This window comes from Kineothrix sp. MB12-C1, from assembly GCF_030863805.1.
Lineage (GTDB): Bacteria > Bacillota > Clostridia > Lachnospirales > Lachnospiraceae > Kineothrix.
The window spans coordinates 3,767,491-3,783,460 of sequence record NZ_CP132957.1 but is presented as its reverse complement, the minus strand read 5'-3'; the positions used below and the strand labels follow the sequence as shown (position 1 = coordinate 3,783,460).

At 37.4% G+C, this 15,970-nt stretch carries 22 protein-coding genes; 3 read left to right on the top strand and 19 right to left on the bottom strand.

All coding sequences use genetic code 11. The features are described from left to right. Positions 1 to 3 precede the first annotated feature (3 nt). The 12 genes from RBB56_RS17425 to RBB56_RS17375 form a co-directional block, all read right to left on the bottom strand. Complete coding sequence (locus RBB56_RS17425) at positions 4 to 525, bottom strand: GNAT family N-acetyltransferase (protein WP_306720223.1); 522 nt, start codon at positions 523 to 525, stop codon at positions 4 to 6. A 93-nt stretch (positions 526 to 618) separates the two neighbouring features. Continuing rightward, positions 619 to 900: a 4Fe-4S dicluster domain-containing protein gene (locus RBB56_RS18550; RefSeq protein ID WP_334307465.1), complete on the bottom strand. Its 282-nt coding sequence runs from the start codon at positions 898 to 900 to the stop codon at positions 619 to 621. After that, positions 848 to 1,102 (bottom strand): hypothetical protein, encoded by a 255-nt coding sequence (locus tag RBB56_RS18390; protein WP_331526119.1) that lies wholly within the window; start codon positions 1,100 to 1,102, stop codon positions 848 to 850. Before RBB56_RS18390 ends, RBB56_RS18550 begins: the two co-directional genes overlap by 53 nt. A gap of 108 nt (positions 1,103 to 1,210) precedes the next feature. After that, a complete protein-coding gene (locus RBB56_RS17415; RefSeq protein ID WP_331526118.1) occupies positions 1,211 to 1,429 on the bottom strand; it encodes a DUF5131 family protein in 219 nt (72 codons plus the stop codon). Between the two features lie 82 nt (positions 1,430 to 1,511). After that, a complete protein-coding gene (locus tag RBB56_RS17410; protein ID WP_306720222.1) occupies positions 1,512 to 2,039 on the bottom strand; it encodes a GNAT family N-acetyltransferase in 528 nt (175 codons plus the stop codon). Positions 2,040 to 2,122: 83 nt separating this feature from the next. Further along, the gene (locus tag RBB56_RS17405; RefSeq protein ID WP_306720221.1) at positions 2,123 to 2,755 is read right to left on the bottom strand and encodes an RpiB/LacA/LacB family sugar-phosphate isomerase; all 633 of its coding nucleotides are present in this window, start codon (positions 2,753 to 2,755) and stop codon (positions 2,123 to 2,125) included. A 287-nt stretch (positions 2,756 to 3,042) separates the two neighbouring features. Continuing rightward, on the bottom strand, positions 3,043 to 3,684 hold the full coding sequence (locus tag RBB56_RS17400) for a hypothetical protein (protein WP_306720220.1): 642 nt from the start codon (positions 3,682 to 3,684) through the stop codon (positions 3,043 to 3,045). Between the two features lie 146 nt (positions 3,685 to 3,830). Next, a complete protein-coding gene (locus tag RBB56_RS17395) occupies positions 3,831 to 4,799 on the bottom strand; it encodes a helix-turn-helix domain-containing protein (RefSeq protein ID WP_306720219.1) in 969 nt (322 codons plus the stop codon). 156 nt (positions 4,800 to 4,955) lie between these two features. After that, a complete protein-coding gene (locus tag RBB56_RS17390; protein ID WP_306720218.1) occupies positions 4,956 to 5,495 on the bottom strand; it encodes a DUF1697 domain-containing protein in 540 nt (179 codons plus the stop codon). A gap of 136 nt (positions 5,496 to 5,631) precedes the next feature. Further along, complete coding sequence (locus RBB56_RS17385) at positions 5,632 to 6,585, bottom strand: NAD-dependent epimerase/dehydratase family protein (protein ID WP_306720217.1); 954 nt, start codon at positions 6,583 to 6,585, stop codon at positions 5,632 to 5,634. 47 nt (positions 6,586 to 6,632) lie between these two features. Next, the gene (locus RBB56_RS17380; protein ID WP_306720216.1) at positions 6,633 to 7,178 is read right to left on the bottom strand and encodes a CDP-alcohol phosphatidyltransferase family protein; all 546 of its coding nucleotides are present in this window, start codon (positions 7,176 to 7,178) and stop codon (positions 6,633 to 6,635) included. 182 nt (positions 7,179 to 7,360) lie between these two features. Further along, positions 7,361 to 8,824, bottom strand: a complete 1,464-nt coding sequence (locus RBB56_RS17375; protein WP_306720215.1) for an ISLre2 family transposase — start codon at positions 8,822 to 8,824, stop codon at positions 7,361 to 7,363. A 210-nt stretch (positions 8,825 to 9,034) separates the two neighbouring features. Between RBB56_RS17375 and RBB56_RS17370 the strand changes: the two genes are divergently transcribed. From RBB56_RS17370 to RBB56_RS17360, 3 genes are all read left to right on the top strand, one after another. After that, positions 9,035 to 9,427 (top strand): desulfoferrodoxin family protein, encoded by a 393-nt coding sequence (locus RBB56_RS17370; protein ID WP_306720214.1) that lies wholly within the window; start codon positions 9,035 to 9,037, stop codon positions 9,425 to 9,427. A 358-nt stretch (positions 9,428 to 9,785) separates the two neighbouring features. Beyond that, the gene (locus RBB56_RS17365; protein WP_306720213.1) at positions 9,786 to 10,994 is read left to right on the top strand and encodes an MFS transporter; all 1,209 of its coding nucleotides are present in this window, start codon (positions 9,786 to 9,788) and stop codon (positions 10,992 to 10,994) included. Between the two features lie 63 nt (positions 10,995 to 11,057). Then, positions 11,058 to 12,395 carry an MATE family efflux transporter gene (locus RBB56_RS17360; RefSeq protein WP_306720212.1) on the top strand — a complete coding sequence of 446 codons (1,338 nt, stop codon included), beginning with the start codon at positions 11,058 to 11,060 and terminating at the stop codon, positions 12,393 to 12,395. 47 nt (positions 12,396 to 12,442) lie between these two features. On the opposite strand, the gene RBB56_RS17355 is transcribed toward RBB56_RS17360, so the two are convergent. The 7 genes from RBB56_RS17355 to RBB56_RS17325 form a co-directional block, all read right to left on the bottom strand. Next, positions 12,443 to 12,997 carry a hemerythrin domain-containing protein gene (locus tag RBB56_RS17355; RefSeq protein WP_306720211.1) on the bottom strand — a complete coding sequence of 185 codons (555 nt, stop codon included), beginning with the start codon at positions 12,995 to 12,997 and terminating at the stop codon, positions 12,443 to 12,445. 4 nt (positions 12,998 to 13,001) lie between these two features. After that, entirely contained in the window at positions 13,002 to 13,625 is a 624-nt protein-coding gene (locus RBB56_RS17350) for a hypothetical protein (protein WP_306720210.1), read from the bottom strand. Between the two features lie 13 nt (positions 13,626 to 13,638). Continuing rightward, positions 13,639 to 13,830, bottom strand: a complete 192-nt coding sequence (locus RBB56_RS17345; protein ID WP_306720209.1) for a DUF1858 domain-containing protein — start codon at positions 13,828 to 13,830, stop codon at positions 13,639 to 13,641. A gap of 123 nt (positions 13,831 to 13,953) precedes the next feature. Then, entirely contained in the window at positions 13,954 to 14,400 is a 447-nt protein-coding gene (locus RBB56_RS17340; RefSeq protein ID WP_306720208.1) for a GNAT family N-acetyltransferase, read from the bottom strand. A gap of 129 nt (positions 14,401 to 14,529) precedes the next feature. Then, complete coding sequence (locus RBB56_RS17335; RefSeq protein WP_306720207.1) at positions 14,530 to 15,072, bottom strand: GNAT family N-acetyltransferase; 543 nt, start codon at positions 15,070 to 15,072, stop codon at positions 14,530 to 14,532. A gap of 51 nt (positions 15,073 to 15,123) precedes the next feature. Then, on the bottom strand, positions 15,124 to 15,477 hold the full coding sequence (locus RBB56_RS17330) for a hypothetical protein (RefSeq protein ID WP_306720206.1): 354 nt from the start codon (positions 15,475 to 15,477) through the stop codon (positions 15,124 to 15,126). Between the two features lie 50 nt (positions 15,478 to 15,527). Continuing rightward, complete coding sequence (locus RBB56_RS17325; RefSeq protein ID WP_306720205.1) at positions 15,528 to 15,881, bottom strand: hypothetical protein; 354 nt, start codon at positions 15,879 to 15,881, stop codon at positions 15,528 to 15,530. Between the last annotated feature and the right edge of the window lie 89 nt (positions 15,882 to 15,970).

Sequence of the window (15,970 nt, the reverse complement as noted above, 5' to 3'; positions counted from 1 at the left end):
AACCTATAAGATCTTTTGATAAAGTTCGAACTTATCCAATCCATATGCACTATATCCCAGATCTACCGTATCAATATATTGAAACCCACATTTTTTATAGAGATGAATCGCAGGTATATTTTTTTCATATACATCCAAACGAATGGCTTTTATCTTCGTATCTTTACTGTATTGAATAATAAAATCCATCAATGCTTTCCCTACTCCCCGCTTTAAATAAAGAGGATGTATTGCAAATGTATATACGACATAAATATCTTTATCTTCTAAATCTATTTTCCAATCGGCTTTAGAATATGCCAACTCAGGCTTATGTCTTAAAATTACACTCCCCATAATATGTTCATCATTTTTAATCACAAATAGATTACCTTCTTCAATACCTTTAAGAGCAGTTTCTTTAACAGGATATATACCCTTTCTCCACCCCGGAAAATTAACATGTATTTCCAGGTAATCATTTAAATCATCGTATAGATTTTCCAATTCATTGATATCATTCAGACTTCCTTTTTCAATCCTCATCGTTTGCCTTTCATGCTACACAACTTATGATTTATCATATGTCATTATATAAATAATCTGTCTTTCCAATCCGCGAAGAAATTTAGGATTATATTACAGATACTTATCTATATTGCTTTGCTCGATCACGCGCTTTCCTAATAACGTAATGGCTTGCTTCGGACAATGATTCACACAGCGATAACACAGGGTGCATCGATTTCCGGATACAGCAACTTTATTTTTTAATTCTATATTTTTCATAGGGCACAGAGCAACACATTTATTACAGCCAATACATTTTTCAGAATTTATATGTAGCTTATTCGAATATTGCTTCGTTTTATTTATAAAGTACAGTCTTTGTCCAAAAAGTCCTGCGATCTGCTGATACAAGTCTCTTATTGTTCTCTAAAGACCTCTTTAATACCTTTTCATCACCTATACTATCCGGCATCTTCAGATGCAAGCCACCAATAATTGTCGCATCATATCTTCTGAGTTCCCGCGCCAATATACCTGACCCATCTCCACTAAACAGCCCCATTGTTGCAATAACAAAAACTCGTTTACCATTCCATGTAGTTTTATGATTCACAATAAAATCTTTTAATATTTTAGGTATATTACTATATTGTACAGGATAACTGAAAACAATATCTTTATACTTATCAATTTCTTTCCGTTTAAAATGCTTATGTCAGGTTCACGTGCAATGCTCCCAATCAGTAGCAAAACAAGTGGCAAGGATTTTATTTCCTTTAATATTGTATTCACCCTTAGTGTTTGTCCTTATAGGCCAATCAAATTTATCTGTTTTCTGAATGGTGTTTTGACCGCAGCGTTTTGCATGCGGTCCATAAAAATAACAATATGTGCATCCATCACTAATTTGATAACATCCTGTCCACGGTTCCCAATTCATATTCTCGTTCCCTTCACTAAACATTTGAATTCTTATTTATATTCCTAACGGTAAATTAGCAACTCGGAAGTTGCCGCAAACTTTATACATTCAACTTTGCATATATGTATGTATCTTTCCAAATGGGGTTATTCTCATTATCCCTCCAAAAATACACATTTTTCTTTAAATGTGCTTCTTTCTCAAATCCTAGTGACTCTAACAAAGTCCATGAATCAGAATTTTGCGGGTCGCATTGAGCAAAAATTCTATGTATACTATTAGAAAATGCTAATGCAATTAACTTCGCACAACTTTCTCTCGCATAACCTTTGCCCCAATAATCTTTATTGAATACATATCCCATTTCAAGTGATTCAAAATCCCTCTTCCCTAAATATACATTTCCTATCATTTTATTATTGCTCTTTAATTCAACTGCAATCATTTCTTCCGTCGAAATTCTCCATTCAAGATTACTCTCTACTTCTTCCATACTCATGGGCTTATATGGTTCATATTTAACGACTTCAGAATTCGATAAATATTCATACAAATCGTGTAAATCATTTTTCTTATATCTTCTTAAAATCAATCTATCTGTTTCCGCAATCGTAATATTTGCTTCCATAAATATCTCCTCTATAAATCCCTATTTATATATACCATTTATATAAATCATCCATCACTTCAATCTACACAGAATCTCAGGGGCTATCGAAGTTTTCTCATAACATTCTTCAATTCTTCATTTGTGCCATATTCCATAATATAGTCATATACTGTATTATAATTTAAAACTGACTCAACAATATCCTTATCAAGCATCGGCAAAACTTCTGCTAAATCCTTTTTACATATCTTATTTATTTTCTTCAGTTGTTCCGTATCCTTTATTTTTCTGTCAGCATGTTCCTTCGGATAACCAATTCCAAATGGTTCATCAAAAAGCACCCTTAAGGTTTCTTTCAAATTTAATTCTGCACCCCATCCCCAATTAAATCCAAGCGGATATGAAATCGCATTCCCATTATTAATTCTGCCAAATAAATATGCATCTGTTATATTTTCTACATATCCGCAAATCACACCCGGCAAGCTATTACAAGCCAACATCATACCCTGTCCGGAAGAACATCCCGTAATAATGAAATCGATGGAATTACTCTCTAAAAGAAGAGAAATGCATAATGCGATTTGGATATATGACATATTTTCATTTGCATTGTCATATACTCCAAAATTTATTATTTGATCATAATCTTGAGAGATCGCTTGACAAAGGCAATCTTCTATGATTTTATTTTTGCTTTTTTGTGTGCTCGCTTGTATAACTCCTATTTTCATACGATTAATTCTCCTAACAAATGCTGTTTATCTACCATATATTTTTCTATATAAAATGGTACAATCGGTAACGAAAATATATAAACTCACAACTTCAGGTTGTTCCATACATTAGATATATGTGCTAAAAAGAACATACCGCCGAGGACTGCAAGAACATAATTTCCCCGCCACAACCCGATAAAAGCATAATATATCGGCGGTAAAGAGACTAAAGAGCAAAGTATTAAGGGCAAACTTTGAAAGCCATTATAGTAAAATATCCAAAATATTGATTATCCCACAGCCTAAACCATTTTACCATAACTCCACTGTCTCCTGCCGAATCTATCAACATTTTTAAAATGTAAAAATGACAAAATACTGATTGGAGTAAAATATACGCACCAAAATTCTAAAACAAGAACCCCTATCCAATCAGCACCGTTCATATCTGTTGAAAACAAACCAAGCATAGGTATAACTAAACAACTGATAAAAAATACACCGTGTATAATCAAAAGCCATTTTAACCATTTATCACGTCGATTTCTGGATTTAATAGTTAAACCGATAAAAAATGTAGACAAGGCCATAATTCCATATCCCAGTAAGTCATAACTGAAAAACAGGCCAAATTTCTTATAATCAATGATTTGTGCCGCCTGCCCATTTAAATCATCTAACCTGACGGCCGTTACTTGTGCGAAATAAACTAAAAGAATAATAACCGCATATATGCAAGAAAACGCAATCGCTGAATATCCTGCCACAATTCTATCCGAATCGCATTTATTACAAAATGCGCTTATCATCGGGACAAAACTAAATGCAATAAACATACATGCAATAAAACTTCCGAAATCAAAGCCTAAAATCATACATACAGCAAATCCAATGACGGAGATGCCATTTACAAAAGAACTTATCATACCGATGCTACGATTCACTCGAATATCCCCCTCTAATTAAAACTGACCTATATGGTAAAAAACTATTTACATCTATCTTATCAAAAGATCATTTATAAGAAAAGACATAATCTTCCTTTGGCAGGAGAATCATGTCTTTCGAAAGTAATATTTTACATATTAAGTTATCGCTCAAGTGCATGAAACAAGGAAGAAATTCCGGCAAAAACCAGACCGGCAACGGGCCAAACGATCCAGGTGAATCCCCAGTTGTTCGTATAAAAACTCCATCCCAAATAAATTGCTGTAGCAATCGGCCAGTAGACCCCTGCGATTTTTGATACTCTTTTTGCTTTCTCCTGCTCTTCCGGTTCATACTCACCTTCGCGCAGTAATTGGTCATAGCTTCCTTTTATCGTCCCTACGACAATAATCAGGTACACTCCCACAGAGACAAGTATCAACAATAGTGCCGTGAATAATAATAAGAAGATACCCGAAGCATCAAATATACCAGCAATAATCAGAGGAAGAGTGCTCAAAATGCAAAGGATGACTCCAATCGTTATATTTCTAATATAGGTCGCTCCAAATGCTGCCTGCTTTTCCTTTATAATACCTATCAATCCGTATTCCAGTTCAAAGTCATCATTTTCCAAATATTTGAAGTGTTCTATTTTAGTGCCGCTTATAATAAATATTGCGACAGCAGCGGAAATCATAAATAACAACATCGCAATGCCTATACCGTATGCCGCATTTTCAGTTAAAGCAATACCTGCTTGGGATAATCCGGGTAACAATATTAATAAAATCGGAGACAGAATGCACAACATAACCCCTCTTGCAACCCATCTTCCATAGATAGCCTTATTGTTTAAAAAATCATTCATCTCAGATAACGACACTCGAACAAGATCTTCTGTTTCGTCTGTATCGGAATACACCGTCATTTCAAGATCATCTTTTAATAAGTAATCCGTTGTTACCCCGAAAAGCTTAGCGAGCTCCAATATTCGGTTAATATCCGGTATTGCAGCGGCACTCTCCCATTTGGATACGGACTGTCTTGATACATTCATCTTTTCTGCTAACTCTTCTTGTGACCATCCATTATTCTTTCGTAACGATAGAATTTTATCTGCTAAAATCATCGATATTTCCTCCTGTTTTCTAATTGATATTTGAATGAGATCTCAAAAAAATAATAGCAGTACCTCCGGTTACATACTATCAATATCACTTGGAAATTCCGCAACCGGCAGTTGCAACTTCATAAAAAGCCTTTTTAAGGGAGAATAACCAGCACATTACTCCAAAAGTTGTAATAACTTTTTGGCAGTATTGGCATTTCTTATCGTCACACTATTATATGCAGACTTGCCCACGATCTTCGCCCATCTTGTTCTGGAAAATGTTTCAATGGGAGCAGACCAAAAAATTACTTGTCCATAACAACTAACTTGTTCATACTCAAGTTTCGCAGTTCCGACCTGCTCCATTATCTCTGCTGCTGTAGCGGGCGGTATCACAAAAATTGCATTGTGCTTTGACTCAGCATCTTTATCCCACCAACTTGGTGCATTGCACAGCGCCGCAGATAAATCATCGGCCGATATAATCGTAACGATTATCTTTAACTTAAATTTATTCTCTATCGCTGATTCGCATCTTTTCCTAATTTCTTCCTCATCACCATTACAACTGGAGAAAATAACATTTCCGCTATTGATATAGGTAACAACCTCTTCATACCCATTATCTTCAAATAATGTTTTTAGTTCAGGCATCGATATTTTATTTTTGCCACCGACATTTATGCCTCGTAATAGTGCAATATATTTTTGCATACGTCTATCCTCTTAAAACTTATCGTTATATAAATATTTTATTTCTCTTCACTCTCTTGATATTTCACATAAAATTGATAGCGCTCTTCATAAGAGACTTCCCGAATAATTTGGTTGATCGTCCATGTATTAAAGCTTATTCTTTCGTAATAATTCCTCTATCAATATAACTTTGAATACTGATTTCAACCGTTTCCCGTGTAGAGTATTGCGGCTGGTAATCAATCAACCTTTTAGCATTTTCGATGCTATAATGCCCACTTCTGGCAATATGATAATAGGTAGTTTCAGCTTCCTCTTTATTACCGATGTAATCACACCATTTTTCCCATGACAGAAAATCAATCTGTGGTTCTTGACCGAAGAATTCATATATTACATTGGCATATCCATATAAAGTGAGCGAATCCTCAGCAACCGCATGGAAACTCTCTCCTAATGCCTGATTCCTATGAGTGATAGCTTTAAAGAACATTTGAGCGACATCTGCAGCATGAACATGATGTAGGGTTTCCACTCCGAAGTTAGGCAGATAAATTTTCTCACCTTTTGCAATCTTCTCGAACACATGCGTATTCACATTGCCATATGGATTAATAATAATCCATCCCGGTCCTGAAATCTGGCCCGGCATAATAATTGTCGCAGGAAAGCCATTGGTGCGATATTGTTCCTTTAAGTACAATTCACTTTGATATTTATTAAGACCGTAATCATCCAATGGCGCTTTCAAACAATTCGGGGCGGCAGATAATACCTCCGCTCTGCCATGAGTCCATATGGTCGAGCAAAACAAATAATGAGACAGCCTTGTACCCTTTAGAACTTCCACCATTTCTTTTGTATCTTCGATGTGGAAATTAATCAAATCAACGACAATATCTGCATCCATTCCTGCAACCTTTTGGGCAAAGTCTTTCTCCTTTCCCCTATCTAAAATTACTTGCTCAACCTTGTCCCAAGCTCTATCCTGAACATAAGGACGGCTTTGACCTCTCGTAATATTCGTAACCTCATATCCTGCCTTAATTAACCTTGGAACCAAATAGGAACCTATATGTCCGCAACCGCCGATAACTACAACTTTCATGTAAATATCCTCCTTCAAATTAGAATTAGTGTAATTGTAAAGTATAATCATTTACTAAAAATAGAAACAATGTCCCTATGTAACATTTTAGAAGTTAAATTAATGAGCAACTCCTCAATTGCTGAAATACTGGCTATAGAACAAATAATAATTGCTGCTGCCTCTTTTCCAAGAATAAAAAAGAGAAAAGGAAAGAAAAACAGGATCATTCCTGTCATTTTATTAGTATAAGTATGTAAAAAAGCAAGCTGTCTGTATCTTACAAAACCAAGAATTATTGAAAACAATCGTACTATAGCGATAGCCGCCACCCAGCAAATAATCTGAAACGGAAGATTTATAACCGGTATACAAATTAATAATACCACACCAATAAATAGCAAATCAGCAAGACTATCCAGTATTTGCCCGAATTTACTGCAAATATTCATTTTCCTTGCGATGTATCCATCTAAAACGTCACTAATCCCGCATATGATATAAAAGAAAAAGAACAGAGATGAAAATGGTTTTATAAACAACATACTGATCGACGCAAATATCCTAATAACGGTAATACCATTGGGAACGTTTTTAATAATTCTCACCTCCATTTATTATTGCTCGTATTCATTATCTAACAACTTCCAGATTCAATTATATCATATCACTTTATATATAATAAGATATTGTGGAAGATAGCGTAAATTTACTGTAGGATTTAATTGGGTAGAGAATCCCCTTGATGTGTTTTAGATTTAACCTCTTTTCACAATATACCTACTTTCTATTCTTTTTACAATCCCCAAATGTGGTTTTTAAAATAAGCTATCTTTTTCACTTCTGGAAAGGGAATGCTATGAGTTATCCTTTCTACATAGCGTTGTTCCTCTGTCAGTCGCTTGCTTTCCAATCGAAACATCTCGCTGCTTAAATAGATTCTTTCTTCTGTACCCACTGCTATGGGCAACTCCTGCTTTTGCATTCTCACCAACTCCAACATATTTCCTTTGTTTGCTTTATAAATCCTTAGCTTTGCCATTTGGTGAACTCCATGCTTACTCCACCCTAATGGTCTGGAACTCATCCTGTCTGCGTAGATATGGCTCACATGTCCTTCTGCACTGCATCCCACTTGTGTTTCTTTATTTCTCAAACCCTGCATGATCCCATCCCAATGCCCTAGGATATAAGCCATACTACTTTCTACCTTTTTCCTTTGTGCTTCGTTTTCTGTTATATTCAGGATTTTTTCAAAGGTCTCGGATGCCATCCATTTCGCTCTCTTGTGTATGGCACCATACAGTTCACTTCTTGCATCCTCTGACGAATCCATTAAATGCGAAGTTGCTGCTGTGATATATTTCTGCATATGGAATTTATCCAGTACGAAGGTTGATCCGGCTATAAATTTACGTCCGCTTTTTATCCAGGCTGCACCATCTCCATTAATATAAATCTGTTTTATGGCATCCATGTCATAGGTGGCGCTGATATACTCATAAATCTCTCGCCAGAACTGTTCTACTCCTTTGCTTCCCTCATATATGCCCCCAAAGTACTTCGGATTGATCAGCTTAAACCTTTCGCTTTTAGGCGCTTCTGATTCCGCACCTTCATATACATAGGCTATTTTAGGCATACTGGTGTTGCTTCGAGGTTTCGTGATATCTCCCTTTTTCTCGAGATACTGCAATGACACATGATCTTCATCTGCATCAATATAAAGATAGGAAACCTGTTTTTTATTCTCTATTTTTTCTGGTTTTGTATGAAATTTCAGATCATGTATCTTATTTTTTACTGTCTGTTTGCTGACTTTTTCGGAAAGACTGGCTCTGATTCCTCCTTTGCGATAGCTACTGTCGACCGCTTCCTCAAGCATCTGCGCCTGTGCATCTTCTGTCATCCTTACATGGCTTTCTAATCCCATGATCCGATCTAGCAGATATTCACAGGCTCCAGTCTTCTTGTTCTTAAACAGTGTCTTGCAATATCTCACAGTTCCAAGGCTGGTAATCAGGGATGTTTCATCTCGTCTGCTTATGACCCAGTTTCTCCTTCTGTATCCGCTGTTTCTCAGTTCTTCATCCATACTTTCAAAAGTCTCCGCAATCATGTCCAGTCCTAACTGTACTACACTATCTGTAATTCCATAGATAAACTCTGCTTGTTGTTGAGGATCTTTCAAAAACTTTTCCAGAACTCCTGTTAAATTTTTTGCCCCATTTTCTTCAAACTGTTGTATACTTTTAATCATAGAGAGCACCTTCCTTTGTGTCCGATTTTTTCTTAGTCGTTAAAATCATAACACAAAGAGGCGTTCTCTTTTTATTCAATTAATATCCTACAAAAACTTTACCCTAGCATTGTGGAATAAATTGGCATAATTGTTCTATCTCCATTGGGGAAATCTGATAGAGAATGAAAACGAACTTATTAATAGAAGATTTTATGATTGGAGGACTCTATGAACAATGAACCTGTATTTTTAACGGACAGAACCCATAATGTCATTTTAGAAGTTATCTTAGGAGCACCCAATGCTGCCCTTCCAGATAGTTTAAAGCCATTCGAAATTGTAGAACCCAATACTTCTGATGGGGCTTCTGAAAAGCACGCTCCGGTTATTGAAACGAATGGAAACCATGTAACCGTAAAAATAGGAAGCATATTCCATCCTATGTCTGAAGAACACAGCATAGCTTGGGTCTGTCTTCAAACAATAGCAGGATGTATCATGAGAGTCAGCCTAACTCCTGACTGCGAACCGATAGCCAGTTTTACCTTGGAAGAGGGCGATTCCCCCAAAGCTGCTTTCGCTTACTGCAACCTTCATGGATTTTGGAAAACAGAAGCATAAAACAGGGAATGAAAGGCGTAGTATTTCCAAGCGGAAAACTATGCCTTTAATCATGCTTAAACATTTTATAATTTACCAACATAATCCCATTCCGAATTGCTTTATTTTCTTTAATCTTGCCATCTATCGGTTTATATCCTCGAATTATCATACCTGCCTCATTTGTAGATTGCCTTGTTTTTATTAGATTATCTTATCTTTATACTGAAACAATCTTTGTGCTTATTATATCACATTTTTTCAAGTATAGCTGAAGCAAACTTCCTTTTGGTTTAGCTAGAACTACACCGTAAGGCCGGATTGACAGGGGAAAGGTTTCTCGCTATAGTAGTGATTGAATCTTTGCTCAGGAGGCATTATGAAAAACTGGAAAACTAAATTCGTTCTTCTTGGAGTAGGGCAGGCTGTTTCTATGCTCACCAGTTCCATTCTTCAAATATCTATCGTTTGGTATCTCACACAGAAAACATTATCACCAACTATCGTCACTCTATCCACCTTGGCCGGTTATTTACCCCGGGCGGTGCTGGGGCTTTTTACCGGAGTATTTATCGACCGCTTCGACAGAAAGAAAATTTTGGTTTTTGCCGATCTGATTATTGCCCTGGCTGCCCTGGTTCTTGCAGCGGTCGCCTTATCCGGAGATATTCCCATCTGGCTCATTTTCGCTATGCTCTGTCTGCGTTCAGTGGGGGCTGCTTTCCATACGCCCGCCTTCAACGCTGTAGTACCGACATTGGTGCCCAAGGAGGCGTTAACTCGCTGTGCCGGAATTACTCAAGGATTCGAGTCGGTCTCTTTAATCCTGAGTCCTGCCCTCGCTGCACTCCTCTTCAAATTATGGGATCTGAGCGCCATCATCCTTCTGGATGTGGTTGGGGCTGCAGTAGCTATTATCATTGTTATCCTTCTTCCTATAGCCCGGTATGCTACTGCCCAAGAGGAACGAGTTTCCCTCCACATCTGGAAAGACACTAAGGAAGGATTTGCCGTCCTCCGGCGCGTGCCCGGTCTTATGGCCGTTATGATTATCAGCACCGTATATGCCTTTATTTATTTTCCTATCGGATCCATGTATCCTCTTATTACTATGGCTTATTTCGGCGGCGGCGTAGCCGAGTCGGGTATGGTGGAGATCGCATTTTCCTCTGGCACACTACTAGGCTCCTTTTTATTAGGTCTAATGGGAAATAAAATTCGTAAGTTAGGAGGCATCACAGCTTCCATCGGAATATATGGTCTGGGGTTGATGGCGGCGGGTCTATTGCCTCCCGACGGTCTGCGCCCTTTTATTCTCTTATCGATTCTCATGGGACTGACCCTTCCGTTTTTCTATGGACTGAGGACGGCTATCCTCCAGAGCAATGTGCCCGGAGATTACTTGGGACGTGTGCTCTCCCTTGCATATAGCGTAAGCCTTTTCGCATCTCCCTTAGGCCTGCTCTTCGGAGGAACTGTTTCCGAACTTATGGGAGTCAATATTTGCTTCTTCATCGGCGGTGTACTTTCTGTTTGTTTAGCAGCAACCATGCTTCTCACTCCATCCGTTCGAAAGAGCCACTTATAAAAATAACGCTAACTATTCGGTACCCTCATAGTTACAATAACGATACAACAAGGAGATTTTACATTGAAGACAATCGACATGACCACTGGCAACGCATCCAAGAAAATTTTACTTTTTTCTCTTCCCATTTTCCTAGGTAATGTATTCCAGCAGATTTACGGTTTGTCCGATGCCTTTGTCGTTGGGCGTTTTTTGGGTACTGCCCCCATGGCCTCTATTGGAGCATCTTCAGCTCTCATCATCTTTATCAACTCGATTTTAATTGGTTTGTGTATGGGAAGCGGAGTACTTTTTTCCGCTCTCTACGGCTCACGCTGCTATGAGAAGCTTTCCTCCGCCATTTCCACATCCGCAATCTTTATTCTCATTATGACCTGTGCAATCTCTCTTTTGTCCGCCCTCTGTTTACATCCTCTCCTACTCCTTTTTCAGGTGCCCGAAGAGGCAATGCCTTTAGCCAAAGAGTACCTGCTTATCATTTTAGCCGGATTACCCTTTATGGCTCTCTATAATATCGGAGCTGCCATTATGCGATCTATCGGTGATTCCAAAACTCCGCTGTTCTTTCTTATTCTGGCCTCAGTCATCAATGTGGCTTTCGACTTTATTTTAGTACTTTGGATCCCTATGGGAGTACGAGGTCCTGCTCTTTCCACTTTTGCCGCTCAGCTCTTATCCGGCGTTCCTCTATGTATCTATGCCATAAAGAAACTGGACTTTTTGAAACTGCATCTTCACTTTGAAAAAGCTATGTTCCGCAGTGTGGCTCAGTATTCAATCATGACTTCTCTCCAGCAGTCCATTATGAACTTCGGTATACTTTTAGTTCAAGGTCTGGTCAATTCCTTCGGCGTGGTGGCTATGGCTGCCTTTAGTGCCGGTGTGCGTATCGATGCCTTTGGTTATATGCCTGCCCAAGACTTCGGCAATGCTTTTGCTACCTATGTGGCTCAGAATAAAGGTGCCCGGAAAGAAGAAAGAATCCGGAAGGGATTCCGCTCCGCAATCCTATGTACCACTATCTTTTGCTTTGTCATTACGGCCGCAGTATGGGCTTTTGCTCCGCAGCTCATCGCCATCTTCTTGCCCGACGATACCGCTGCTATTATAGTAGGTGCACAGTACTTACGTATCGAAGGAGCCTTTTACATTCTGATCGGCTACCTTTTTCTATACTATGCTCTATACCGTGGACTGGGGCATTTCCGTACCTCCATCGTACTCACAATCATCTCCCTTGGCATTCGGGTGTGTCTTTCCTACCTTCTGGTGTGGCTGGATTTCGGTCTCAATAGCATCTGGTGGAGCATTCCTATTGGCTGGGCTGTCGCAGATTTAGCCGGCTATGGGCGGTATCGGTACTTGAAACAGAACAAGAAGATTTTGCAAGAAGATAGATAACAAACAGAAATCCTGAGATGAAATGATCCATCTCAGGATTTCTCTTATTAATTATATTTTTCTTCAAGCTGTTCCAAAATTTGAAGATACTTTTTCTGTGTACCTTTCGCATCTTCTTCCTGCTCAAATACTTCGCACTCCTCATTAATCGTATCCAATGTTTCCTGAGAAAGCTCCCTTTGCGCAAAGGTGTAAACTGCACTATCTTCTTTATCGATATGTCTTATTAAAAGATGTGTATAAGAGATAGCATTCGCAATCACGTCAAGCTTCGCTTCCTGATCCCCTGCTTTTACCTTTTCAAGGTCTTCTCTTAAGTTCATCATGTGTAGTCTTCCGAGATCATGCTCAATAAGCATACCGTATTTAACTAATTTCTCTGCTGGTCCACCAATCTCATCCACCATCCGGTTAAATAAGAATTTCTCTTCTTTTCCATGATGGTGATTATCTGCATAATTCTTTACAAAATCCATCATCTGCTCAAAGTCTTCATAATTGATTTCCTGACCATTTAAAATGCCCAAGCACGCTTTTCTTATTACTTTAAGCATTCTCTTTATGTTTACATGTTCTTCAACCATTAAAACGATTCCATCCATATCTTTATACCTTTCTTATCGTATTCATTCCATCTACTCTTACATAACCGTAAGCAGTTTCCATTCCATCCAGAAATCCTTGTATCCAGTTATCTCTGAAATTGTAAAAATTGCTCACATCGCCATCTGCCTGATCCCAGTGTTCCTTATGAAGGCATCTCACTGTCTTCCAGGAAAAAGCATCCTCTGTATTTTCGACAATCTCATTCACATGATCACAGGGCATTCCTTCTATCATATGGTCAAATATCAATGTATACAAATCTTCTGCTTTGTGTTCTCCAGTACCTATCTCCTTTGCAGCTTCCGCTCCGTTTTTCCGGAAAACAGCAGAAATCTCTTCCACTGTAACCGCATCGTTATTTAAAAGCTCCGTTACAACAAAAGCAAGTCTCTTCTCCACACTAAATATTCTTTCCTGTAACCAGCCATGGATATTCGAATGGTTGATATGATCTTCCAAGGGACCGGTAACCGGATTCCCATATTTCTCATAACTTTCAGCCAAAAGGCTTTCACAAGAATGCCCTTTAGCCGTTGCCGCTTCCGCTATAGAGTCAATTAGATTTTCGTGCAGCACAATCTTATTATATAGCCAAAAATGAATCTTTCCTAAAAATGCACTCATGTAGTTCTCCTTATTATACTGCTTTATTCAGCGCTTCAAGCAAAGAATCGATATTCATACCGTGAACACGACATGCATCCTCAATGGATTCTGCCTGAGAGGACGGGCAGCCTACACAACCCATACCATGTGCCATTAAAACATTTACTGCTCCAGAGTGATTCCTTACTAAATCACCAATAATCATATCTTTTGTTATTTCCATTTTTATTCACTCCTTATTTTCTAAACTTATTATGCTCTTTTGTTGTTTTTATATTTAGACAGTAACATGAAATAAACAATCTGTCTGTTGCACATGCAACGTATTTTTTAAAATCAAAGAGAATTAGATTTCTTTTTGGATGGAATAATAGATACAACGCTGTAATTTATCTTGATAAACGATATCCTCTTCCCGATCGATTCGTTTCATTCCACACTTTTCCATCACTCTGATACTCGGCTTATTTATTACAAAGACGCCTGTAATAATCTCATGAAATCCCTTTGAGAATATATCTTCAATAACTGCTTTTAGCACTTCTGTTGCATATCCATTGTTATGATAATTTGGATGAATGACATAGCCTAATTCAATTACAAATGGTTCTTTATGTACGTCATTCACCCACCCAATCAGTTGATCATCCTTATAAATTCCGAATTCATAATGTTCTTCTGAATAAGAAAACTTTTGGATTTTCTTAAACATAGAAATAGCTTCCTCTCTGGTGTTATAATCGGGAATTATGTATGTTGCCTTAACCGCCTCATTCGTTAACAGTAGTATCATATCTTCTTGATCTTTATCTGAATAAGGTTTTATTACCAATCTTTTTTGTCGTTATCATAGGCTCCCCTATATGTTACATTTTAATTGTTAGATGAATTCTAACTTATTGAAACTTACCTGCGAAAATACCTATAGCTTTTTAATCATCCAATATGCATCTGCATAGGTACCATCCTCATATTTCATGTTATTAGGAAATGTCCCATGAATCTCAAACTGCATAGACTTATACAGATTAATAGCTCTCACATTATCCGAGACCACCTCAAGTTCAATTTGCTCAAAACCTTTTTCCCGAGCTATAGCAATTAACTTTTCCACCATGACCCGTGCGATTCCCATACCTGTATATTCCTGATAAAGTGCAATTCCCATACTCACACGATGTTTATATCTACTCGACCCATATCCCATTAAGGAACAGTTCCCAACATGCCTGCCATCGAGAAAACCTAATAGCAGAATACCATTGCCCGAATCGTTAGTATTATTTATAAATTCTTTTTCCTCTTCAAGTGTCATGGTTATCTCATGGGGCTCCTTCACAAGATATCTCGTCTCTCCACACGTCACCTTAAGATAATCCAATAGTAGCTGTGCATCTTCTTCCGTAGCATTTCGAAAGAGAACTTCTCTTCCTTTTATAATTACTTTTTCATCGTCTATACGCATCGCTAATATCCTTCCATTCATATAAATTCAAATTTATTAGATCTGAAAATTTCAGTTTATGTGACCTATGATTGCATCCTCATCACCCTCGTCTCTACCACAACTTTCCAAATAGGCAATACTCTTACCAAGACTTTCAGCATATTCAATTTCGGATTCTGTGCTTTCTCCGATATATCCATCTCTGTTAATTACAAAAACAGTATCTGCCATATCAATTTTTCTTTTATGCATATCATCAAGTATAAGTTTTTGTTCATACGTTATAACATCCCCGGAATGTCCAAATAATCCTACTGATATAACAATACACCCTTTTAAGGTCAATTCCTTCTGTACATTTATAAAATCATCCTTGAAACGTGTACTACCACACAATGTAACTACTTCATATTTTCCTATCATATTTTTATCTACCTTCGATTAACTTTAAGTTTAACTTTCCAAATAATCAATTATTTATTTAATTCAAGCTCTCTGCAAATCCAGTCTTCATTTAAAACGTGATAAATTTTTACTTGTTCTAATTGTATATCTTGAAATCCAACAGATTTATAACAATAATATGCTGGCTCATTATTTTCAAATACACCAAGGGTTATCTTTTTAGCTTTCAAAATATCAAATGCAGTCATTTGAAAGAAATTATCTGTATATGCCAATGAGTTATACCGTGCATTCATATCCTCTTCTGTAATCGGATATTTTTCAAATCTATCCGCACACCATTTACGAAATGTAACCTCATCTTTTATCCATGAAACAATAACTTGTGCATCACAAGCCTTATATGGTCTTAGTCTCAACATTTTACATACCTCGTCAAATTGGTATTTATATGCGTAAATAATAAATAACTATCAAAAATAAATTACTTGCAAACAGTATATATTACAAA